The following is a 15,910-nucleotide window of genomic DNA, read 5'->3' on the forward strand; positions in this document are numbered from 1 at the left end:
AAAGTTTACTTCTGTCATGAGGCTCAAAGCGCTCCAAGTCCTGCCGCAAGCGCGCTCAGTCGTGTTCGTCGTGGTGATTTTCTTCACGATCACATCGCTCCCCGCGGCGACCACTAAGCCTCGTTACTACGGACATGAAACAGTTGAGGACGCGCGCGGTGTCATCGCGCCGTGGTATCGCGGTCTGAACGGCCAGTGTGATTGGCGCGTGCGCATCGCGGCGGAAACGTTGAAGCGTTACCCGTGGACCACGACGAGCAGTGCGGTTGCGGCCTACCCGCACTATGTTTTCAATGGTGCATGGAAGATTGATACCAACGGTGTGATCACGCCCGCCCCGCTCAAGGACTGGGACAACGGCGACATCGGCCAGCGCGCCACCAGCGTGTTGAACGGCTTCGTGGACTACTACCGCTACACCGGCGACCCGGCGGCCATTGCGCACCTGACCTACATGGCGGACTTCCTCGTGGACTGGTGCGTCACGCCGCTTGAGCATCCGTGGCCCGGCGTGTTCATCAGCGTGCCGGTCAAGGGCAAGCCGTATGGCCGTTGCGATCCGAACGGGATGATCCAGCTCGACCTCGTCGCCTGCACGGGCCAAGCCTTGCTGCGCGCCTACCAGGTCACCGGCAATCGGCGCTGGCTCGACACGGCGCAGCATTGGGGCGATCTGCTGGTGGCGCATTGCAACCTGAATCCGAACGCCGATCCCTGGCCGCGTTACGTGAATCCCGAAGCCTCACCATGGAAGGACAACAAACAAACCGGCGGCGTGACAATGATCCTTGGGTTTCTCGACGAGCTGAGGCGACTCGGCCCCACGGACAATGACTCGCACGTGGTCGCGGCGCGCGAGGCTGGCGAACGTTATCTCCGCGACAAACTGCTGCCGGCCTGGGCAGTGGATGACACCTGGGGCCGTTACTTCTGGGATTGGGACAACCCTGTTCAGAATTGCCTGACTACACCGGATGCTGCGCGTTACCTGCTCGATCACCCGGCGCGGTTCCCGAACTGGCGGACGGATGCGCGCAACATTCTCTCCGTTTTTCTCAACCGCACCAGTGTCGCCCTGGATTCGAGTGGCGACGTTTACAGTGGTGCATGGGCTTATCCGGAATCCAGTGGCTGCTGCCGTCGATCCCTTTGGTACGCGCCGCTGGATTTGGCGCCGGCTTTCGCGCAATACGCTGTTCAATCCAGCAGCGCGTGGGCGCGCGAACTGGCGCTCCGCCAGGTCGTGCTGCAAACCTACGACGGCCACGAGAACGGTCAGACCGAGGACAACATTGACGGCGGCGTCATCGTCAACGGCAGTTGGTTCAACATCGCCCATCCGATGCCGCTGCGATTCCTGTTGGCGGCGATGGCCTGGTTGCCCGAGGAACTCGGCGCCAGCCGGGAGAACCACATCATGCGCTCGTCCGCCGTCGTGACGTCGGTGATTTACGGCGCGGGCCGGATTGAATACTTAACCTTCGACGCGCCGACGGACACAGTGGAAGTGTTGCGGCTAGCGTTTGTGCCCAAGGAAATCCGGGCTGACGATAAACCACTGCGCTCCCGCCGCGTTTTGAAGGCCAACGGTTACACTGTGAAACGTTTGCCGAATGGCGACGCGCTGGTGACCATTCGCCACGATGCGGCCAAACGCATCGTCGTCACCGGCAAGGATCCTCAACGCGCGCTGGAAAATTCGGCGCTGGATTTCCAAGGCGCGTGGCGGGAGGAAGCGGACGCCCCTGCGTTTGACGCAACTGAGAGACACACAACTTCCGTCACCATGAACCGACCCACCCCCGACCCCTCCGAGGAGGGGAGCAGAACGACGGACGCGCGACGGCAGTTCCCCTCCTGGGAGGGGTCAGGGGTGGGTTCATGGCCCCGACGCATGATTTCGGAATCGTCGGGATACTCCATGAACCTGGGAGCGCCGGCATCCTGGCCGGCGCGTTGGAATTCGGGAAACTCGCCGGCACGGATGCCGGCGCTCCCAGGCCGGTGCCACGTGGCGGAGAGCGCGGGCGCAACGCTGACAGCGCAGTTCGAAGGCAATCAAGTGCGACTGATTGGCCGCGCTGATCCGCAAGGCGGGCTGGCAGATGTTTTTCTGGATGGTGAAAAGCAACTCGCCCCGATTGATTGCTGGAATCCATCGCCCCGGAGCCAGCAGGTGCTTTACTACCGGAACGGTCTGGCCGCCGGCGCGCACACACTCAAGATCGTGGCGCGTGGAGATAAAAATCCGTACGCCAGCGGCACGCGGGTTTATGTGGACGGGATCCAGTTTTCGAAGGCGACCGGCGCGCATCATTTTCCGAGCGGCAAGGGGCCGACGGAAACTCAGCGGATGATTTTCGGCTACACCGGCCGGATGGACTTGCGTGATACACGCGGGCACTTTTGGCGGCCGGCGACCGAGTTCGTCACCCGCCTGGCCTCCCTCAAGGACTCCGTCCGCGAATGTTGGTGGACTCACGCGACGGACGAACCGATTCGCGGCACCGCCGACCCGGAGTTGTATCGCTACGGCGTTCACGCGACGAATTTCTGGGTCAACGCGACAGTCGGGCCGGGGAAGTATTACGCTCGGCTGAAGTTCGCCGCGACGCGCGGCCAGGACTCGCGCACGAACTGCTTCGACATCAGTATCAATGGCCGGCGCGTCGTCGAGCGATTCGATGTGCGCGCCACGGCGGGCGGACCTGACCGCGCCGTGGATCTGGTCTTCAACGACCTCGCTCCACGCAACGGAATCATCGAAGTCCGCCTCACCGGCGCGGAGCGATTGGAAGGCGGCAAGACGGTGCGCGGTGAGGCGTTCTTGCAGGCCCTGGAAATCGGCCCCGGCCACGGCGGTCGTGGCGCGAAACCGGCCTCAGTGCCGGCTCAATAGCGTCGGCTTCCAAACGGAATGAGACTCGCGATCTGCTCGAACTTCAATCGCGGCACATCACCGGAAGCTCGCAACGAACCGATCGGGTTGCCAATCAGACGAGCAATCAATTTGCGGTAATCTCTATCCAGCGCACTTCCCCCGCGCGCACTTGCAATGGCAGACCGCGAAGCATTTGCGCCCCAACGATTGTTTCCGGTCTGGCTCTGTCCATTCTTACGCGGTAGCGCCGGTCGGCCTCGACGGTGAACCACTCCGACCATTCGTTGAGACGCGGATAATTCACGGGCAACCTGAGGTTGAGACGGTGGCGCGGCTGGTCGAATACGATGTTGCCCTGCCAATCCTTCTCCGCCCGCAGCGCCATCACCAATCCGTCGCCTGCGCGCGCCGTACCGAAGCGCAGATCGGGCCGCCACGGACGGCAGATCGTGCCTTGAGTGTAGAAGCGCGCGACCAGTAATGCCGTGCGGGCATAATTACCGTCGCCATACCAGCCCTCGACGATGCCGTTTTCGCGTTGTTTGCCGAGGAAGATCGGAAGGACTTTCTCCAACCAATCGAAGCCCTCGCGGGTCGGGAAACGGTTGAGGAGATAAGTCGCGCCTTCGATTGAATCCGCGTAGGCGTCGGCGCCGTTCCAATCGAGATAGCGCGGTTTGTCAATGTTGTGCAGCGCCTCTTTCACGGCCGCGAGCATCGGGTTGTCGCCGGTCGCCGCGCCAAACGCCGCCGTGGCGCTGAGCGCGTAACCCCAGGTATCCGGCGTTTCTTTGTTGAGCGACTCGCCTGTCGAAGATCGGATCAAGTTGTACCAAAGCCCATCCTCGTTGCGCGCCTTGGCGAGCAGACGATGGAACATCGCCGCCAGCGGCTCGCGATAGCGCGCGGCCTTTTCCGCGTCAAACTCCTTGGTGATGACATATAGCTCGGCCAGACCGCCGATGAGTTCGTTGCCATGGTCGTTCAGATTGAGCGAGTCTTTGATGGCTTCGTGCTTCGTGAAATCCCATCGGTAAGCCGGCAAGCCCCCGTTCTTCGGCAGCACCTCGAAGCAGTACGCGTCAACAATGCGCTCGGCCCAAGCAAGATACTTTTTTTCGCGCGTCATCGCGTAAACCCGGGCAAGCGTTTGCAGAACGTCGCCGTTGACCTCCGTGTCATCGGCCGGGAGTGTTCCAAAATCACTTTTGATTGCCGCGCGTTCGAAGATCGCGTCGGTCAGTTCGATCATCCGGTCCACCCATGGGCCGCGGCCCATGACTTCGGTCATCGGGATCAAGCCGTCTTTGCAATACTCCGCCGCGTTGAAGACGAGTCGCGGCAGGTCTGCGTTCGTGTAAACGAACGCGCGGTTGGTGATCGAATACCAGTCGGGCAGCACGCCGAGGTGGTCGGTAAGCCTTTTCTCCTTGGGAATGATTTGCAGAATTTCGTCGAGCCGCTCGGGCGCGAGGAAGTAAGCCGTCAGCGAGAGGAACGGAAACATGTCCGCGGCGTTATCCTGCGGCGCCCACACGGGTTGATCCACGCGGCGCGGGTAAAGCCCGGACTCAGGGTCGCGTGTGGCCCACCAGCCATCCAGCACTCCGAGAGCGCGACAGAAATTGCGCCGGGCAATCTCACCGCGGCGGAGAAGTTCGTCAGTGAAAGCTTTGCCCCTCACCCCGTCCCTCTCCCCATCGGATGGGGAGAGGGTGTCCGCAGGACGGGTGCGGGGACTCCACGGCCAAGCGACGCCGATTTTTTCCCGCAGCGGATTCCAGAAATATGCGCCGTGGAACACATGGCCGCTCGGATGAATGTCGAGTAACAAATCCTTTTCGGCCCTGAATACCCGATACGCAGGTTGGATTTCGGCGAACGCCTTTCGCGCGATGTCCACGGGGAACCCGCCCGGCGCGCGCTCCTTCTCGCCAATTTCCAGCACGAGCGGACGCGGCGCGACGCACGCGAAAATGTCGGCGAAATCAAAATGCTCCTCAAGCCTGGGGAAATTCCAACAGGGACAATGCCCGCGCTTCATGTTGTCAATAGTCGTGAGCCAACCGCTGCTGCACGCGGCCTTGATGCGCGGGTCCATCGCCGCCACATACATCGTGGTCTCACCGCCGAGCGAAAGGCCGGCGACCGCGATGCGCTTCTTGTCCACCTCTGGCCGGGTCTCAAGGTAATCAATGCAGCGCAACGCATCCCACACGCGTTCGCCCATCAGCGTCCAGTTGGTGTGCTGCAATTCATGCTGACCGATGTCCGGCGAAATCACTACGTAGCCCATCTCTGCCAGCGCGCGGCCATACCAGTAGAGACTTTCTCCGCGCACGATCTGGCTGCCCGTGCCGCTGTGGCCGTGCAAAGCGAGTACCGCCCCGACTTTTTTCCGTCGGTCTTTCGGCACCGCCATCCACGTGTGAACCCGGCGATCCGGCAGCGTTTGCAGCGAGACTTCTTCGAGCACGTACCCGCCCGCCGGCATTTCGATGCGCTGAATAACTTTCGCGTCAAGTGGGACAGATTTCGGTTTGCCGCCGCCCATCATGAGGGCAAAGAGTTTTTCGCGGGCGTCGTGTTGCCAGCGAATTGCGTCGCGGGATGTGGTAGCGGCGAAGCGCATCGTGCGGTTTGTTTCAGCAGCACGAGCGCGTAGCGACAGCGCCGTCGCCAGAATAAGAAACATCGCAAGGATTTTCATAAATCAGCGCGCGTGTCTATCAGCGGGAACGGTATGCGGTCACAACCGTCGCCGACCCGATATTTCCCGGCAACTCCACCCATTCGCCTTTGAATTTCTTCCATGCCTTCCCGTTGACCGTAACCGAAGCGAGCGGGCGTCCGTTGGGTTCGCGGAAACGCAGTCGGATTTGTTTGGGTGGATTGCGCGTCGGACCGTCGAGCCGGGCGATGATTTGGTTTTCACCGCTGGTGTAGAGCACACTGGTTTTGCCAAAGTAAGTCGCCGTGCGTTCGATACCGCAGCGCTGGCCGGGCTTGAGCCATTCGCGCGGTACGACCTGGCCGATCAGCAGCGTGTCGCCTTCCTCGCGCACAAAAAGATAGCGCAGCCAGCCGCAGCAGTTCGCTTCGTCGCTGCTCTTGAAATGATCTCCTCGCCAGTCGTCGAAGTAGGGCGCGGCGTGCTCAGTGTTCATGCGCACATCGGGGAAGTAGCTCACGGATTGCGCGTTGAAGAGCGCGCGCAGGGCGTGCTTCGGTTCGTCGCGGTAGAGATACGGCTCCACGTCCAGCAACAGGCAGGCCTGCATGGACATGCCGCCGCGACTGAACCAGTGCTTCTCGAAGTCGTCCACTGTGTAGCCGTATTGGTTGGAGAGATAAAGATTGTCTTCGTAGTCCTTGAGAATCCACTCCGCTTCCGGCGAATGCACATCAAGCGCGCGCGTGATGAGTAGGTGCATCGCGCCTTCGAGCGTTTCACAAATCCAACCAAAGCTGCGCCCGCGGCGGTGAACGTGAGAGGGAACCTTTGGCACCGCCGTGCCGTCGCGCAGCCGGACGACCGGGGAATGTTCGCTGGCCTTGCGGAAGTTGGTTAGCAGCGCGGTGTGGTAGGCGGTGGCTTCGGCGCGAATGCGTTTGGCGTCGGGATGTTTGATCTGTTCGAGCGCCCAGACAGCGGAATCCAATCCGCGCCAAGTGTAACAACTCGTCGAGAGCCATGTCCACCAGTCCCCAATGTCTTCGAGGCTGCCGGCGGGCAGAAGGCCACGCTCCAGTTCGTGGCGGACTTTCGTGCGCGCGGTTTCGCGGATGATCCAGTCAGCGCCCTTGACGATGCCAGGCGCTGCGCGACGCAGCCACGCTTCGTCGCGCGTGAAGCGATAATGCTCTCCGAGCATCCAAAGAATCCAACCGTGGTGTTGATTGTAGCCGCCGTGTTCGTAGCCGCCCGCGCCGTAGAGGACGCCGTCCTTTGACTCGAACGAGCCGGGCAATTCCACCGTGCCTTGGTAGTGCAGCCAGGCGTCGAGGCAATCCTGCGCCTCCTTGTGATAGCCGCGCCGGTCGAGGTCCACGACCATCATGCAGGACTCGTTGGCAAACGCGCCGTAGCCGAACGACCCAACTCGGGCGAACCGGCGGTCGCTGCCCGGCTCGCGCTCGCAGTTGACCAGCAAATGCATGGCGTGTGAGCGGTAGAACTCGTTGAGCATCGGCTCAGGGGTGATGAGTTTTGCGCTCTCATTCAATCGCTGCCGCCAATAACCAGCCACTTCCTTGTGCTCGGCGTCGAAGTCCAGCCGTTTCAACGCAGCTTCCTCGGCGGGTTCGGTGAGGACGACGTAGGGAATCTTCAGCATCAACGAGCGCGATTCGCCGGGAGCGAGCGTCCAGTTCCATTGAAACTTTGTCGGGTCACCGTCGGGGGCGGCGTTGGCGATGAACTGGCCGCGCACCTTGTCGCCAACCCAGAGCAAGCCTTCGGCATCAGCGCGAAGCGAGAGATTCTTGCCGCCGGCCTTCCAGTTTATTGGTAACGTAACGGTCTTCGGTTCATGGGTGGGGTTGACACAGTCGAACCGCGCCAACCAGACAGCGAAGGCGTCAGCGGGCGGCGGCGGCGCCTCGGCGTGGGTGCCGGTGAGCACCGTGACGAAAGCGGTTTGTTCGATGCGCACGTCCTCGCGTTCCCAGCGCGTCGTGACGATGGGCAAACTCTCCTCCTCCAACGTGCGGAAGGCCGGCCGGGCAGGGAGGCCGAAACCGACGCTGGCGTCGCCAGCTTCCAAATTAAGCCGCGGCGTGTCGGCACCGGGCCGCCGGCGAAGGAATTCGTCGTTGGTGCGGAAATCGATTCCGCCATGCGGTTGCAGCCGGAAACGCTGTCGCCCGCCGTCCAGTCCGAGCGGGAAATAAATGTCGGATTTTTTGTGCGGAATGCCGGCCCAGGCGTTGCTCCAGGTTTGCTCCGGCATTTCCGCGACCCGGTCGTAGAGCGTTTTGGCGCCCAACGACTTTTGCTCGGCGGCGAGGGCAGCGTAATCGCGCGTATCGCGGTCGGGCAAAACGGCCACGCCGAGGTGCGGCAGGAACAGCGGACCTTGAACAAGGTCGTCCACTTTGAAAGTGAACACGTCCTTGCCCTTGCGCACCGTGACGAGTGTGCGGTCAAATGTGTTCGGATCAGAATTCGTCGTGGCCAACACGCGCGCGCGAACGCTCCGGGCTGAAGTGCGGTCCAAACTTTTGATCTGGCCGTTGAACACTTCCAGCTTCGGATCGGTGCCAGGCTTTTCCCTCCACACAATGCGCACGTCGCGCGGTTCGAGCACCGAGTCCGTGAATGCTTCGATGCGTTCGATCGCCGACAGCGCACCAGCCGACACCACGCGCAGCTTGAGTGTGTAACGAAACGCGGCTGGGTAATCCTTGACCTTCGGATATTCCTTCGCATTGACCGGGCGAAAGGTGAATTCAATCGCGCTGTCTCGCGCCGCGGCGTCCGTGTCCGCCGTTCGCCAGTCGTATTTGTACCAGTTGCCCAACTCCATCCAGCCGATGTCCGCGCCGCCTGGTTCGCGGTCCTTGGGCAAATGCCGCTCCGGCCACCAACTGCCCCAGTATTCGAGGTGGACCTTGTCCGGCGCTGGCGGCGGGCTGCTGAAGTGGACGATGACGCGATGAATCTCGCGCGGGTCTTCCCACATCACACCGTTGCCTTCGGGCAATGGCAGGCCAAATGGGGCGGCGTCGAATGCGGGGCCGGCCGTTGCACGTGCCAGGAGACCGCACAAGAGAAGGAGCGGCGATAGGCTCGCGCGGGTTTTGACCGCGCAAACTCGCCCCGAACCGACCGGGACAAAATCGTGTTGCATATGCAACACGGATTTGTCCAAGGGATTGGGCCGGGTTAGGCCAGGTGCAACGCCTGATCGACCAAGCTGGCGCGCCTGAGATTTGGTTTCCATGACGTTCGCGTTATCGGCGGGCGCGAGGCTGCAAATTTTTTTCCGGTCGGCGATTGTCACGCCTTCAAGCCCTTCAAGTTTGGCTGCAGTTTCTGGTTCTTCTTCAGCAGGGCGTTCCAAGTAATCTCCCCACCCTTGTAGCCTGCTTCGCGGCCGAGAATTGCGGTCAGATTCGAGCGCACCGAAGGTGCCACGGTCGAATTGGAACAGTCGCCTTTCAAAATGGCTTCATGAAATTCGTTGATGTTGGCGACAGCGCCGTCCTTGTAAAGATCTCCGACGATGGCACGGACGGCGTCCTCTTTGCCGCGCATCATCACGCCGGTGTAATAATCTGCGTCGAAGATTCCATCTGCGCCAAAGGCCCGCACACGAATCTCGTCTTTCGCGAAGGGAATGCTCTGAATGCAGGTGAACGACAGCACCAGGTCGCCGGGGAAGAAGTATTGCACGGCGAAATGATCGTAAATGCTGTTCGCCGGGCGCACCTTGTGGCCGCCGGTGCCACGGGCGCGGATGGGATCGGCATTGATGACCCACGTGGCGACATCCAACGAATGAATGCTCTGCTCGACAATGAAGTCGCCCGAGATCGGCAGCACGTAGTACCAATGGCGCAACTGTTCTTCGGGCGTCGCTGGCGGCGCGCCGCGTCCGCCACCCGACCAGGGATAAAACGCTTCGACCATGACGAGTTTGCCGATCGCGCCCTGTTGAACCAATCCCACTGCTTTTCGGAAATGCTCGTTCGCGCGCGTCTGAAAATCCACGAGGAACACAAGTTTCTTCCCGGTGGCGAGTTTGCCGGCCTTGGCAACCGTTGTGCAGCCGGGCACATCCACTGCGATTGGTTTGGCGAGGAACACATGTTTGCCGGCTTCGACCGCCGCCAGTGCCTGCTCGGGATGAAAATAAGGTGGGGTTTCGATCACCACTGCGTCCAGTTTGCTCTCGAGCAGACGTCGGTAACCGGAGAGGCCGGTGTAACGACGGCCCACTGCGATGCCAAACTTCTCGCCCGCGGCGTCCACTTTGTCCTGAAAATAATCCGCGCAGGCCACGAACTTGTATTTGCCCGACTGGGCGAACAGATCGGCGATCCAACTGCCGCGTCCGCCACAACCGATGAGGCCGAGTTCGATTGTCGTGTTGGCCTCGGCGCCGAAAGCAGTTGATGGTCGCAACAGGGTGAGGGTGCCGACAGCGGCCGTGGCTGCGAGAAAGGTGCGACGATTGATGGGAGAAGGAGGATTATGGTTCATGGTTTGCGAAAGGGTGACAGGTATTTTTGTGGGCTTGGAGCATGGTGCGCGCGCAATCCCAGTTCGATCATTGGAATTCTCCTTGGATGCCCGGCATGGCTTTGTTGGATGAAGAGGCGCGCCCGAGTGGCTCGTGTGAAGGCTGAACAAATCAGTACCCACCCGTTGCGCTGCAGCGCCGTTCATGCAGGCTTGCTATCCGGTGGCGCGGGCGGCGTCAAGCAGAACATCGTGGCAGGTCGAATGTTGCGCGTCACAAGGAATGGCGCTTTGGCTTCGACGGCGCTTTGCAGGAGCGGTTCGTCATCCGCGTCGCTTGAACGCCGAATCCAGGCCGGCTCGAGTTGGCGTTGTTCCGCGACGACGCGGAGCCGTATGAGCGAATCAACGGCTCAAATCTGAAATTCCGCCTCTTTCTTCTCCCGGTCTTTCTTGCTCATCACTTTCACGTTCGCGCCTTCCTGCACGACGAGTGAATGTGCGGGCACGCTGCTGGTGAGAAACACGTTCGCGCCGATGGTGCTGCCGGCGCCCACTACGGTGTCGCCGCCCATGATCGTCGCGCCGGCGTAAATCGTCACGTGGTCTTCGAGGGTGGGATGCCGTTTCTGGCCGCGCAAGGCCTGTCCCGCTGCGAGAGACTTCGCCACGAGGCCGACGCCTTGGTACATTTTGACGTGGTTGCCAAGGATCGCGGTTTCGCCCACCACGGTGCCGGTGCAGTGATCGACAAAAAAATGGGTGCCGATCTGCGCGCCAGGATGCAAATCCATCCCCGTGCGGCCATGCGCCCATTCGGTCATGATGCGCGGGATGAGCGCGATGTTCTTACGATAGAGTTCATGCGCCAGCCGTTGCACCGCGATGGCCTCGATGCACGGATAGGCGACGATGACCTCCTCCTTGCTCAACGCGGCGGGATCGCCTTTGTAGGCCGCTTCGGTGTCGGTTTGGAGTAATTCACGGATGCGCGGGAGGCTGCTCAGAAAATCAAGTGTCAAGGTGTGCGCCGCGGTGCGCAGGTCCTTTTTAGCCAGGTCAACCGGTGGATGGTATTCCAGACTTTTGTAAATTTCGTCCTCGAGCCTTCCGAGCACCGAATCCATCAACGTCGCCGTCTCGACCTTGATCTCCGACGAATGGATGGGTTGCTCGTCGAAGAAACCGGGAAAGAGCAGCCGCAGCAAATCGACGGTGATCAGGGCGATGGCGCGTTTGGAGGGCAGGTTCTTGCCGTCGAGATGGTTGATGCCACCCACGCGCGCGTAGGAGGAAACCAGCCGTTCGGTAAGTTGGGTAACCGTGACTTGCACAGGAACACTATTTAGCAATTGCACCAGAAAGGCAAGCGGCGTGGAAACTCCAGAGTCACGGCGAGAACACCGGCGCACGGGAGTCCGGACTCTTGTCCGCTTCCATGTGGTGCACGGTTTGAGGTTCGTTGTCGGTCGGACCGGATCAAGTTGGAGGGGAATGCATCCCGTACGCCGGGAATCAGATCCGGCAGGGGCATCGTTGCCGCCAGTTTCAGCTTTCCTTTCGCCGACCCCGCCTTACTCTGCGTCGCGTTCAGCAAATGGGCTTGAAGTTTTTCAACACACTGTCGCGCTCAGTGCAGGAGTTTGTGCCGCTCGATCCGGCGGGCAAGCGCGTCGGCATGTATTGCTGCGGGCCGACGGTTTATGATTTCGCGCACATCGGCAATTGGCGCTCATTCGTGTTCGGCGATCTGGTGCGGCGCTTTCTGGAATTTAAGGGCTTCTCTGTCCAATACGTCATGAACATCACGGACGTGGAGGACAAAATCATCAAGCGCGTCCGTGAAACGAAAACAACGCTGCGGGAATTCACCAGTAAATACGAAGCGGCGTATTTTGAAGACTTGAAGACGCTGAACTGCTTAATGCCGCATCAGACTCCGCGCGCCACCGAACACATTCCCGAAATCATTTCGCTGATTGAAAAACTCATTGCGCGCGGCCTGGCCTATAAAGCGGCGGACGGCTCGGTTTATTTCAGCATCGAGAAATATCGCGGTTGCGGCTGCCAATATGGCCAGTTAGTGAAATTGAACTTCGATGAAATGCGCGCCGGCGACCGCGTCAAGAGCGACGAATACGCCAAGGAATCGGTGGCGGACTTCGCGCTGTGGAAAGCCCGCGCACCTGACGACGGCGACGTTTTCTGGCCGAGTCCGTGGGGCGAGGGCCGGCCCGGCTGGCACATTGAGTGCAGCGCCATGAGCATGAAATTCCTGGGGCCAAGTTTCGACCTGCATCTCGGCGGCGAAGACTTGAGGTTTCCGCATCACGAGGATGAAATTGCGCAGAGCGAAGGCGCGGCGTTGCAGCAGGACGGACAGCGGTTCGTCAAATACTGGCTGCACGGCGCGCATCTGCTGGTCGAGGGCAAGAAGATGAGCAAGTCGCTCGGCAATTTCTTCACGCTGCGCGATTTGCTGGCGAAAGGTTTTACCGGACGCGAGATTCGTTATCTGCTGCTCACCGCGCATTATCGGGAGACTTTCAATTTCACTTTGGACGGCTTGCAAGGAGGGCGGACGGCCCTGGCACGGATTGATGAATGCGTGGCCAAATTGCGCGAGCTGGTTGGAGTTCAAGCTTCAGCTCGTTCGGATGACACGCTAAAGCGTGAACTCCAACAGACCGGCTTGGTCATGCGTTTCACAGACGCCCTTGACGAGGATTTGAATATCTCCGCGGCTTGGGCTGCGGTGTTCGATTGGGTGCGCGAAACGAACAAACGCCTCGTGGAGAAATCGCTCCCACCTGCCGATGCTGCCGCCGCGCTCGCCGCTTGGGAGAAGGTGAATTCCGTCCTCGGCGTCGGTTCAGCCGCCGAATCCGAAGCGCCACGCGAAATCCTCGCCCTGCTGGAGGCGCGGCAGGCGGCACGCAAAGCCAAAGATTTCAAACGCGCCGATGCCATTCGCAACGAGTTGAAGGCCAAAGGTTGGGTGATTGAAGACACGCCGAAAGGACCGAAGTTGAAAAAGTTGTGACCACAGTCGAGACAAGCTGGAGTTCACGCTTTAGCGTGTCAGGTGTAAACACATTGCAGCGTAGGCTCAGGCAAGCTAAAGCTTGAACTCCAACGAGAATGAAAGGTTTGTTCATCACGTTCGAGGGCACGGAAGGCAGCGGCAAATCGACGCAGGCTGCCTTGCTGGCCGAACACCTTCGCGTGACAGGGCGCACGGTGCGACTCCTGCGCGAACCGGGCGGCACGCCCATTGGCGAGGAAATCCGCCACACGCTCAAGCACAGCCCGGACAACGCCGCCATGACGGCCGAGACAGAACTGCTGCTGATGAACGCCAGCCGCGCCCAACTCGTGCGCGAAGTCATCCGCCCCGCCCTCGCCAGGGGAGAAGCTGTCTTGTGCGACCGATTCTATGATTCCACCACGGCCTATCAAGGATACGGACGCGGACTGGATTTGAAGGCGGTCCAGGCCATGATTGATTTCGCTGTCGGCGAGACGCGACCGCACCTCACATTGCTGTTGCGTATTTCTGCCAAGGCGAGCGAAGCGCGTCGCCGCTCGCGTCAATCGACGCTTCCGTTTCTGCGCGACCGGATGGAAGAGGCCGACCACCAGTTTTTCGAGCGTGTGGCCAAGGGTTATCAACAGATTGCCGCCGCCGAGCCGGAACGCGTGCGCGTCATTGACGCAGGGGACGATGTGCAGACTGTCAGCGCGGCGATTTGGAAAGAAGTGTCCACGCTGCTTGGACGCTGATCATGTTTCGGCTCGCGTTTTATTTCTGAACTGGTTAACTTTGTCGAAAGAATTCATTCGAACGGAGAGTCACCATGATCGAGAAGACCGTTGAAAAAATCGAGGCCCAGATCAAAGACGCCGAATCCATCAGCGGCGACAAGAAGTCCGAGTTGCTGCATCTGCTTGGAACGCTGAAGTCGGAAGTCGCAAATCTGTCCAAGACCAACGCCGACCAGGCCCGCAGTATCACTGGCTTCACGGAACTTTCCGCGCATGAAGCCACCCGTGAACAGCAAAACCCCGATCTGCTGAAACATTCGCTTTCCGGCTTGAAATCGTCCGTGGAAGGTTTTGAGAAGTCGCACCCCCGGCTCGTGCAAATCGTCAACGCCATCAGCAACACGCTGTCCAATCTGGGAATTTGACCGGGTCTTCAATTTCATGAACAGCACCGTCAATCGCCGCCAATTCCTAAGGCAGAGTGCCGTTCTGGGAACCGCAATTTCCGTCGCCAACGCTGTTTCCAGTCTGCGCGCAGCCCCGGGAGCCGATGAAAAGATCCGCGTCGGCATCATGGGCTGCAACAGCCGCGGCATGGCCCACATCAACAGTTACCTTTCCCTGCCGAACACCGAGATCGCCTACATCTGCGACGTGGACAGCCGCGCGCTGGACAAAGGCGTCGCTGCCGTCGCGAAGCAGCAGTCCAGAAAGCCGCAAGGCGTGAAGGATTTTCGCCGTATCCTTGACGACCCTGCCGTCAATGCTTTGTCAATCGCTGCGCCGAATCACTGGCACGCGCCAGCCACGATTCTCGCCTGCGCAGCCGGCAAGCATGTGTATGTGGAGAAGCCCGGCAGCCATAATCCGCACGAAGGGGAGTTGATGGTTGCGGCGGCGCGCAAACACAATCGCGTTGGCCAGATGGGCAATCAACGGCGCAGTTGGCCGTGGACCATCGAAACGATTGAGCGCTTGCACGCGGGCGAGATCGGCAAGGTTTTTTTCGCCCGCTCCTGGTACAATGCCGCGCGCGGTACCATTGGTCGCGGCAAAGCAGTGCCGCCGCCCGACTGGCTCGACTATGCTCTCTGGCAGGGCCCGGCGCCCGAGCGGCCTTACAAGGACAACCTCGTCCATTACAACTGGCATTGGCACTGGCATTGGGGCAATGGCGAGTTGGGCAACAATGGCATTCACTGCCTCGACCTTGCCCGCTGGGGTCTCGGTGTGGATTATCCACTGCGAGTCACCTGCGGCGGCAACCGCTACCATTTCCACGACGATCAGGAAACACCCGACACTTACACGACCACGTTCGACTTCGGCCAAAGCGGGGCGACTTGGGAATGTCATAGTTGCCATCCGCGCGGATTCGAGGGCGCCGAATTCGGCGTCAACTTCTACGGCGAGAAGGGTTCGCTCGTCATCGCGGGCAACAATTGCAAAATCTACGACCTCAACAACAAAGTCCTCCGCGAAATCCCCGGCAAGTGGAATGACAAAGACCACTTCGCCAACTTTCTCGATTGCATCCGCGACGGCAAACGTCCTCGCTCCGATATCGAGGAAGGCCAGAAGAGCACCCTGCTCTGTCATTTGGGCAACATCGCCTGGCGCACCGGTCATACCATCAACCTCGATCCCAAGACTCACAAGATCAGCGGGGATCGCGAGGCCTCCGAACTATGGAGGCGTGAATACCGTCCGGGCTGGGAGCCGAAGGTTTAGAAACGCAGTCGCCAACGTGCGGGGAACTCCGCGGCTTCTCGCCGACATGGTGTCAACGTTGCGTCGGAGCGCGGACAACACCTGGTCCGCATGTTCGCGAAAGCCAGCGATTGTAGCTGCCGCAAACGACCGGCCAACGGAGCAGCCCTTCTCGCGCGAACTGACACAGATCACCGACACCATTTGTGGCGACGCCTGGTTTGACGTGGCGGATAACGGGCGTGGGGATGTTTTTTGGGGGCGACCCCGCTGTTGGCCGCCAGCAGGATTGCGGTGGCGTGCAATGCGCACACGGCCAATGCAGGTGGAGCGGATGACAAGCTGTGATTTCGCGGTCAAGCGTTCCA

The 15,910-nt window shown here is 60.4% G+C and carries 9 protein-coding genes; 5 read left to right on the top strand and 4 right to left on the bottom strand.

The window, feature by feature from the left end:
* The first annotated feature begins 16 nt into the window (after window positions 1–16).
* The gene (locus HY298_04095; protein ID MBI3849460.1) at window positions 17–2,899 is read left to right on the top strand and encodes a hypothetical protein; all 2,883 of its coding nucleotides are present in this window, start codon (window positions 17–19) and stop codon (window positions 2,897–2,899) included.
* A 106-nt stretch (window positions 2,900–3,005) separates the two neighbouring features.
* Here the strand turns inward: HY298_04095 and HY298_04100 are convergent, their stop codons facing one another.
* From HY298_04100 to HY298_04115, 4 genes are all read right to left on the bottom strand, one after another.
* Window positions 3,006–5,591 carry an acetylxylan esterase gene (locus tag HY298_04100; GenBank protein ID MBI3849461.1) on the bottom strand — a complete coding sequence of 862 codons (2,586 nt, stop codon included), beginning with the start codon at window positions 5,589–5,591 and terminating at the stop codon, window positions 3,006–3,008.
* Between the two features lie 19 nt (window positions 5,592–5,610).
* Window positions 5,611–8,826, bottom strand: a complete 3,216-nt coding sequence (locus HY298_04105; GenBank protein ID MBI3849462.1) for a hypothetical protein — start codon at window positions 8,824–8,826, stop codon at window positions 5,611–5,613.
* Between the two features lie 56 nt (window positions 8,827–8,882).
* Entirely contained in the window at window positions 8,883–10,088 is a 1,206-nt protein-coding gene (locus HY298_04110) for a Gfo/Idh/MocA family oxidoreductase (protein ID MBI3849463.1), read from the bottom strand.
* Between the two features lie 392 nt (window positions 10,089–10,480).
* Window positions 10,481–11,401 (bottom strand): serine acetyltransferase, encoded by a 921-nt coding sequence (locus tag HY298_04115; protein ID MBI3849464.1) that lies wholly within the window; start codon window positions 11,399–11,401, stop codon window positions 10,481–10,483.
* Between the two features lie 263 nt (window positions 11,402–11,664).
* Here HY298_04115 and HY298_04120 point away from each other — a divergent pair, with 263 nt between their 5' ends.
* The 4 genes from HY298_04120 to HY298_04135 all read left to right on the top strand — a co-directional run bounded on the left by HY298_04120 (window position 11,665) and on the right by HY298_04135 (window position 15,563).
* Window positions 11,665–13,110, top strand: coding sequence for a cysteine--tRNA ligase (locus tag HY298_04120; GenBank protein MBI3849465.1), 1,446 nt, complete (start codon window positions 11,665–11,667; stop codon window positions 13,108–13,110).
* A gap of 98 nt (window positions 13,111–13,208) precedes the next feature.
* Window positions 13,209–13,850, top strand: a complete 642-nt coding sequence (gene tmk / locus HY298_04125; GenBank protein ID MBI3849466.1) for a dTMP kinase — start codon at window positions 13,209–13,211, stop codon at window positions 13,848–13,850.
* A 74-nt stretch (window positions 13,851–13,924) separates the two neighbouring features.
* Window positions 13,925–14,257, top strand: a complete 333-nt coding sequence (locus HY298_04130) for a DUF4404 family protein (GenBank protein MBI3849467.1) — start codon at window positions 13,925–13,927, stop codon at window positions 14,255–14,257.
* 16 nt (window positions 14,258–14,273) lie between these two features.
* Window positions 14,274–15,563, top strand: a complete 1,290-nt coding sequence (locus HY298_04135; GenBank protein ID MBI3849468.1) for a Gfo/Idh/MocA family oxidoreductase — start codon at window positions 14,274–14,276, stop codon at window positions 15,561–15,563.
* The last annotated feature ends 347 nt before the right edge of the window (window positions 15,564–15,910 follow it).

The organism is Verrucomicrobiota bacterium (genome assembly GCA_016200005.1).
Lineage (GTDB): Bacteria > Verrucomicrobiota > Verrucomicrobiia > Limisphaerales > PALSA-1396 > PALSA-1396.

What these genes read in the sequence shown, in the direction of transcription:
- HY298_04110 (MBI3849463.1), bottom strand. Translation starts at nt 10,088, where the DNA reads ATGAACCATAATCCTCCTTCTCCCATCAATCGTCGCACCTTTCTCGCA.
- HY298_04095 (MBI3849460.1), top strand. Translation starts at nt 17, where the DNA reads ATGAGGCTCAAAGCGCTCCAAGTCCTGCCGCAAGCGCGCTCAGTCGTG.
- HY298_04100 (MBI3849461.1), bottom strand. Translation starts at nt 5,591, where the DNA reads ATGAAAATCCTTGCGATGTTTCTTATTCTGGCGACGGCGCTGTCGCTA.
- HY298_04105 (MBI3849462.1), bottom strand. Translation starts at nt 8,826, where the DNA reads ATGGAAACCAAATCTCAGGCGCGCCAGCTTGGTCGATCAGGCGTTGCA.
- HY298_04135 (MBI3849468.1), top strand. Translation starts at nt 14,274, where the DNA reads ATGAACAGCACCGTCAATCGCCGCCAATTCCTAAGGCAGAGTGCCGTT.
- HY298_04130 (MBI3849467.1), top strand. Translation starts at nt 13,925, where the DNA reads ATGATCGAGAAGACCGTTGAAAAAATCGAGGCCCAGATCAAAGACGCC.
- tmk (MBI3849466.1), top strand. Translation starts at nt 13,209, where the DNA reads ATGAAAGGTTTGTTCATCACGTTCGAGGGCACGGAAGGCAGCGGCAAA.
- HY298_04120 (MBI3849465.1), top strand. Translation starts at nt 11,665, where the DNA reads ATGGGCTTGAAGTTTTTCAACACACTGTCGCGCTCAGTGCAGGAGTTT.